General features: G+C 73.7%; 7 protein-coding genes. 2 read left to right on the top strand and 5 right to left on the bottom strand.

The genetic code is table 11. From position 1 onward, the window contains the following. The coding region (locus RYN42_RS19850) for a hypothetical protein (RefSeq protein ID WP_315099254.1) at positions 1–450 on the top strand (450 nt) is incomplete at its 5' end. Here RYN42_RS19850 and RYN42_RS19845 read toward each other — a convergent pair. Genes RYN42_RS19845 through RYN42_RS19825 form a run of 5 tightly spaced genes read right to left on the bottom strand, consistent with a single transcriptional unit; the run spans position 447 to position 2,943 of the window. After that, positions 447–1,175 carry a copper homeostasis protein CutC gene (locus RYN42_RS19845; RefSeq protein WP_315099250.1) on the bottom strand — a complete coding sequence of 243 codons (729 nt, stop codon included), beginning with the start codon at positions 1,173–1,175 and terminating at the stop codon, positions 447–449. The two genes, RYN42_RS19850 and RYN42_RS19845, sit on opposite strands and share 4 nt — an antisense overlap. Further along, positions 1,166–1,627: a PTS glucose transporter subunit IIA gene (locus tag RYN42_RS19840; protein ID WP_315099247.1), complete on the bottom strand. Its 462-nt coding sequence runs from the start codon at positions 1,625–1,627 to the stop codon at positions 1,166–1,168. The genes RYN42_RS19845 and RYN42_RS19840 overlap by 10 nt, the downstream gene beginning before the upstream one ends. After that, complete coding sequence (locus tag RYN42_RS19835; protein ID WP_315099244.1) at positions 1,627–1,857, bottom strand: PTS glucose/sucrose transporter subunit IIB; 231 nt, start codon at positions 1,855–1,857, stop codon at positions 1,627–1,629. The genes RYN42_RS19840 and RYN42_RS19835 overlap by 1 nt, the downstream gene beginning before the upstream one ends. Before the next feature lie 10 nt (positions 1,858–1,867). After that, the gene (locus tag RYN42_RS19830; RefSeq protein WP_315099241.1) at positions 1,868–2,113 is read right to left on the bottom strand and encodes a glucose PTS transporter subunit EIIB; all 246 of its coding nucleotides are present in this window, start codon (positions 2,111–2,113) and stop codon (positions 1,868–1,870) included. Further along, positions 2,110–2,943 (bottom strand): GntR family transcriptional regulator, encoded by an 834-nt coding sequence (locus RYN42_RS19825; RefSeq protein ID WP_315099239.1) that lies wholly within the window; start codon positions 2,941–2,943, stop codon positions 2,110–2,112. The genes RYN42_RS19830 and RYN42_RS19825 overlap by 4 nt, the downstream gene beginning before the upstream one ends. 146 nt (positions 2,944–3,089) lie before the next feature. Here RYN42_RS19825 and RYN42_RS19820 point away from each other — a divergent pair, with 146 nt between their 5' ends. Then, a complete protein-coding gene (locus tag RYN42_RS19820) occupies positions 3,090–4,409 on the top strand; it encodes a PTS transporter subunit EIIC (protein WP_315099236.1) in 1,320 nt (439 codons plus the stop codon). The last annotated feature ends 60 nt before the right edge of the window (positions 4,410–4,469 follow it).

The raw sequence follows: 4,469 nt of genomic DNA, 5'->3' as shown, positions 1-4,469 counted from the left end.
GCGCCGGACCGGGCACCCGTCGCGGCCCCGCGCGTCTACGCGGACGGGTCGGCGCTGTCCCGGTACCTCGACGGTGCGCCCTGCCGGACGCAGTGGCTGGCGTGGGTGGCGGAGCACGAGCGCGAGCTGATCACGACGCCGCTCAGCCTGACCGAGCTGCGCCGGATCGCCCGCCCCCGCGGGGTGGACGCCTCCGGGGTCGCGCACGACGTGGAGGGCCGGCTCGAGGTCGTCCGGTTCTCCGACCAGACGCTGCGGGCGGCCACCAAGGTGTCGGGCGTGCTGCCGCCGTTCCTCGCGCTGCACCTCGGTGTGGCGCTGGCCCACCCGGGCGTGGGCGGCGTCGCCACGTACGACGTGGAGCTGGCGCAGGTGAGTGCCCTGCACGGGCTGACGGTGGTGTCCCCCGGGTGGCCGGCCGGCTGGTGGGAGCGCGCCGGTCAGGTCTAGCGTCGCGGGCGGCCGAGCGCCTCGACCGCCTGGGCGACCACGTCGGGATCGGTCGTCGTGTACCCACCGGTGCCGCCACCCGGACCGCCCGAGCCGTCGACGTGGCGGCTCGCGGACAGGTGCACGGCGTCCACGCCGACACCCACGAGCGCCCCGACGTCCGCGGGGCGTACGCCACCGCCCGCCATCACCTGCAGCCGACCGGCGGCGTGCGCGACGGTGGCGGCCAGCCGGTCGAGGCCGTCGATGCTCCGCGCGGCACCCCCCGAGGTGAGCACCCGCACGACGCCGAGGGCGGCCAGGTGGTCGAGCGCGGGCTCCAGCACCGGCACCGTGTCGAGCGCCCGGTGGAAGGTGACCTCCCGCCCGTCCGCGGCCGCCACCAGACGTGCCACCGCCTCGCGGTCCACCGACCCGGCGTCGTCCAGCGCCCCGACCACCACCCCGGCGGCTCCTGCGGCGACGGCCGCGCGGACGTCCCGGACCTGGACGTCGAGCTCGTCTGCGGCGTAGACGAACGACCCGGCGCGCGGCCGCACGAGGACGTGCACGCCGACGTGGCCGGGGACTGCGGCGAGGACGGCGTCCAGCAGACCGGCCGACGGCGTGATCCCGCCGGTCACGGCCAGCGCCGCGCACAGCTCGAGCCGGTCCGCCCCGAGCGACGCCGACGCGGTCGCGCCCGCGACGTCCTGCACGGCGATCTCGAGGAGCGTCAGGCCCACGACAGCAGCGGTTCCCCCGCGGACACGGTGTCGCCGGGCCGCGCGATGCCGGTCAGGGCGCCGGGCCCCGCCTCCAGACCCACCACCGGGCAGACGGGCGAGCGCCCGCCGGAGGCCACCGCCGCCGGGTCCCAGCTCACCACCACCTGCCCGGGCGTCACCACGGACCCCTCGGACGTGTGGACGGTGAACCCGGCACCACCGAGCTCGACGGTGTCGATGCCCAGGTGCACCAGGATCGCGCGGCCGTCGTCGTGCTGGACGACGAACGCGTGCGGGTGGAGCTTGAGGATGGTGCCGCCGATGGGGGAGATGACCTCCGACGCCGGCTCCGGAGTCGGGTCGAGCGCCAGTCCCGGACCCACCAGCTCCGCGGAGAACACCGGGTCCGGCACCTCCTCGAGACCGAGGACCCGGCCGGCGACGGGGGCGAGGACGGTCAGGACCGCCATCAGCGCAGGTCCTCGATGTCGGACGCCAGCGTGTCCGCCTCCGGACCCACGATCACCTGCACCGCGATGCCGGAGCGGACCACGGCGATCGCGCCGGCGGCCTTCAGGGCGGGCTCGTCGACGAGCGCGGGGTTCTGCACCTCCACCCGCAGCCGGGTGATGCACGGCTCCAGCTCGATCACGTTCGCGTCGCCTCCCAGCGCCGCCAGGATCTTCTCCGCCTTGGTCATGTCCAGCTCCTCACATCAGCTCGTCGAGGTCGGTAGCCAGCAGGTCGACGTGCGGGCCGACCACCACCTGCACCACGCGTCCCGAGATCATCACGCCGAAGGCGCCGGCGGCACGCAGCGCGGCCGCGTCCACCCGACCGGCGTCACGTACCAGCGACCGCAGCCGCGTGGTGCACGGCTCGATCTCGTCGATGTTGTCGACGCCTCCCAGCGCGGCCAGGATCGCGGCCGCCTGGTCTCTGCCCTGCGGCCTCATCGCCGTCCTCCTGCAGCTCCCGCGGCCGCCGTGGCGTCCGCGTCGCGGTGGTCCGGGCCGACGGTCGCCGGCTCGAGCTCGGGGTGGACGCGCCGCCGCGGCACCAGGGCGGGGCGTGGCGCGCGCAGCGGCACCCACACGCTGTAGCGGTCGGCGCGGTAGCAGGCCCGGGAGAACATGACGGCGCCGTCCGCCCCGAAGGTCCGCCGCTCGGCACGCAGCACGGCGCGGGCGTCGCCGAGCCCGAGCAGGGACGCCTCGGTGTCGGTGGCCTCGTCGGCGGACAGCGTGTCCTCGCCCCACTCGGGCGCCAGCCCGCAGTCCCGCAGCGCCTCGTACATGCTCGGCGGCGGGCCGGCGTCGAAGAGCGTGGGCGCCAGGGCGACCGGCACCCAGACCTGCTCGATGCAGATCGGCGCGCGGTCGGCGCTGCGCACGCGGTACAGGAAGTGGACCTTGTCCCGCGGCTCGATCTCGAGGGCGGTCGCCACGTCCGGCGTCGCGGCGACCACCTGCGCGGTGAGCACCGCCGTGGCCGGCTCCATGCCCCGGCGGCGCATCTCCTCGCCGAAGGTCGTCAGCCGCATCTCGAAGTCGATGCGCTGCGGCGCGACGAACGTCCCGCGGCCCTGCTCGCGGACCAGGACGCCGTCGGTCACCAACGTGTCGACCGCCTGCCGCACGGTCATCCGGGACAGGCCGAACTGCTGGCTGAGGTGGCGCTCGGAGGGGATGGCGTCGCCGACCCGCAGCTCGTGCGCGACGAGGGTGGCCAGGTGGTCGCGCACCGTCAGGTACTTGTGCGCGGCGCCCTGCTCCGGCTCGTCCACGTGCGGTCCACCCCTTCGTGCGACGGCGGTCGTCGTCGCACCGACGTGACCCTTGACACATCATGAGGTCTAGACCAGTCTGCTCGCAACTGGTCCAGACCAGACACCCCCCGAGAGCTTCAGGACCACCCACCAAGGAGTGCTCCATGACCACCGTCACCGCTGACACCACCGAGAAGCGGGGCATCCCCGGCCTCGCCCAGCTGCAACGCATCGGCCGCTCGCTGATGCTCCCCATCGCCTCCCTGCCCGCCGCCGCACTGCTGCTGCGGCTCGGCCAGGACGACATGCTCGGCAAGGACGGCCTGGGTGGGAGCGCCGAGTGGCTCCTGCCCGTGGCCGCCGTGCTGGCCGCGGCCGGCAACGCGCTGTTCGCCAACCTGGCCCTCCTGTTCGCCGTCGGTGTGGCCGTCGGGTTCGCGCGCAAGGCGGACGGCTCGACCGGCCTGGCGGCCGTGATCGGGTACCTCGTGTTCAAGGGCGTGGGCGACGCGCTCTCGCCGTACGTGCTCGGCGTCGCAGCCGAGGGCGAGAAGCAGGAGCTGATCAACTACGGCGTCCTGGGCGGCATCGTCATCGGCCTCGTCGCGGCGCTGCTGTTCCAGAAGTACTACCGGATCAAGCTCCCCGCGTACCTGGCGTTCTTCGGCGGACGGCGCTTCGTGCCGATCGTCACCGCGGGCGCGGCGATCCTCATCGCCGTCCTCGGTGCGCTGATCTACCCCGCCTTCGACTCCGGCTTCACGGCCGTCGGCGACTGGGTGACCGGCTCGACCATCCTCGGCGCGTTCGTCTACGGCACCCTGAACCGGCTGCTCGTCCCGATCGGTCTGCACCACCTGCTCAACTCGCTGCCCTGGTTCCAGTTCGGCTCGTACACGGACGCCAGCGGCGAGGTGTGGCACGGCGACATCGCCCGCTTCCTGCACGGCGACCCGACGGCCGGCACGTTCATGACCGGGTTCTTCCCGATCATGATGTTCGCGCTCCCGGCTGCCGCCCTGGCGATCGTGCACACGTCGAAGGCCAAGAACCGCAAGGTCATCGCCAGCATCATGGGCTCGGCCGCGCTCGTCTCCTTCGTCACCGGGGTCACGGAGCCGCTCGAGTTCGCGTTCGTCTACGTGGCCTACCCGCTCTACGTCATCCACGCGATCCTCACCGGTACGTCGCTGGCCCTGGTCAACGCGCTGGGCATCAAGGACGGGTTCGGGTTCTCGGCGGGCGCCATCGACTACCTGCTGAACTTCCGGATCGCGACGATGCCGCTGCTGCTCATCGTCATCGGACTCGGGTACGCGGTCGTCTACTACTTCCTGTTCCGGTTTGTGATCACGCGCTGGAACCTGCGGACGCCGGGCCGCGAGGACGACGACGACGACTCGACGGCGGTCCCGACGACGGAGGGGCGGCCGGCCGCCGACGAGGCCCCGGCGGCGGCCGACAGGCCGGCGCCCGCACGATGACCTCCGCGGTCGCCGCCCTGACCCTGAGGGGGTTCGGGGTCAGCCCGGGACGCCGGGTGG

This window comes from uncultured Cellulomonas sp. (assembly GCF_963527515.1).
Taxonomy (GTDB): domain Bacteria; phylum Actinomycetota; class Actinomycetes; order Actinomycetales; family Cellulomonadaceae; genus Cellulomonas.
This window is presented reverse-complemented; position numbering and strand designations above follow the sequence as displayed.

Excerpts from the sequence above, each read along its gene's own strand:
- RYN42_RS19840 (WP_315099247.1), bottom strand. The coding sequence starts at position 1,627 with ATGGCGGTCCTGACCGTCCTCGCCCCCGTCGCCGGCCGGGTCCTCGGT.
- RYN42_RS19835 (WP_315099244.1), bottom strand. The coding sequence starts at position 1,857 with ATGACCAAGGCGGAGAAGATCCTGGCGGCGCTGGGAGGCGACGCGAAC.
- RYN42_RS19830 (WP_315099241.1), bottom strand. The coding sequence starts at position 2,113 with ATGAGGCCGCAGGGCAGAGACCAGGCGGCCGCGATCCTGGCCGCGCTG.
- RYN42_RS19820 (WP_315099236.1), top strand. The coding sequence starts at position 3,090 with ATGACCACCGTCACCGCTGACACCACCGAGAAGCGGGGCATCCCCGGC.